Genomic DNA, 1,026 nt, shown 5'->3' with positions numbered 1-1,026 from the left:
TTTCACGCGGCCGACGTTACGCGGAACGCGTTTCCGCAGTGTTACCCGCATGAACATTTCGTGTGCCGGCGCCGCACACCGCCGAACGCGCTATCCGGCTGCCGACTCCGGAACGACCGACGCCTGGTCGGATGCCGGCGTTCCGCGGTGATTCCACATCACCGCCACATACAGCGCCGCCCCGAGAAGGGCACCGATGACCCACGCGAAACCGCTCAGCGCTCCCACCGCGGGCACCCATACCGCTGCGACGGAGAAGACCGCCGCCACGGCCACGGCGATCACCGCCCGGACGTTCCACCCGCGCTGATAGTGATACCGCGCCGCGGGGTCCATCGAGAACAGGTCCGCGATGGTCAGGGCGCGTCGCTGCACGATGTAGTAGTCCGCGACGAGCACGCCATAGAGCGGGGCGAGGACGGCGCCGAGGGTGTCGACGAAGACCGGGAGGTTGTCGCCGATCGTCACCACCCACAGGGCGCCGATGATGAAGCCGAACAGGGCGGTGAGGTAGCCGCCGGTCTTGAAGCTGATGCGCTGCGGGGCGAGGTTCGAGAGGTCGTACGCCGGCGGGATGAAGTTCGCGACGAGGTTGATGCCGACCGTCGCGAGCAGGAACGTGATCGCGGCGACGATGGTGAGGAAGACGTTGCCGACCTGTCCGACGATGTCGGCGGGATTCGTGAGCGGCTCGCCCTGACCGTCTTGGAAGACGATGTAGGCGCCGGCGGTGATGAACAGGGCGAGGAAGGTGAAGAAGGTGAGGCTCACCGGCAGGCCGAGGAAGTTGCCGCGCTTCATCGCCTTCTCGCTCTTGGCGAACCGTGAGAAGTCGCCGAAGTTGATGATCACCGCGGAGAAATAGGCGATCATCGTGCCGATCACCCCGACGAAGGCCGCGACGGCGGCCCATCCTTCGACCTCGGAGCTGTTGAAGATCTGGCCCACGGCGGGGATGAGGTCGTCACCCGCCTGGATCCAGATGGCGACGAGCAGCACGACCATGACGACGTAGACCGCGGGTCC

Annotated in this window: 1 protein-coding gene; it reads right to left on the bottom strand. The window is 66.2% G+C overall.

The features are described from left to right. Positions 1 to 90: 90 nt before the first annotated feature. A partial coding sequence (locus B4E30_RS14630) for a cytosine permease (protein ID WP_286795861.1) occupies positions 91 to 1,026 on the bottom strand: 936 nt, incomplete at its 5' end.

Source organism: Microbacterium sp. UBA3394 (genome assembly GCF_002358725.1).
In the GTDB taxonomy this organism is placed as follows: domain Bacteria; phylum Actinomycetota; class Actinomycetes; order Actinomycetales; family Microbacteriaceae; genus Microbacterium; species Microbacterium luteum.
This window is presented reverse-complemented; position numbering and strand designations above follow the sequence as displayed.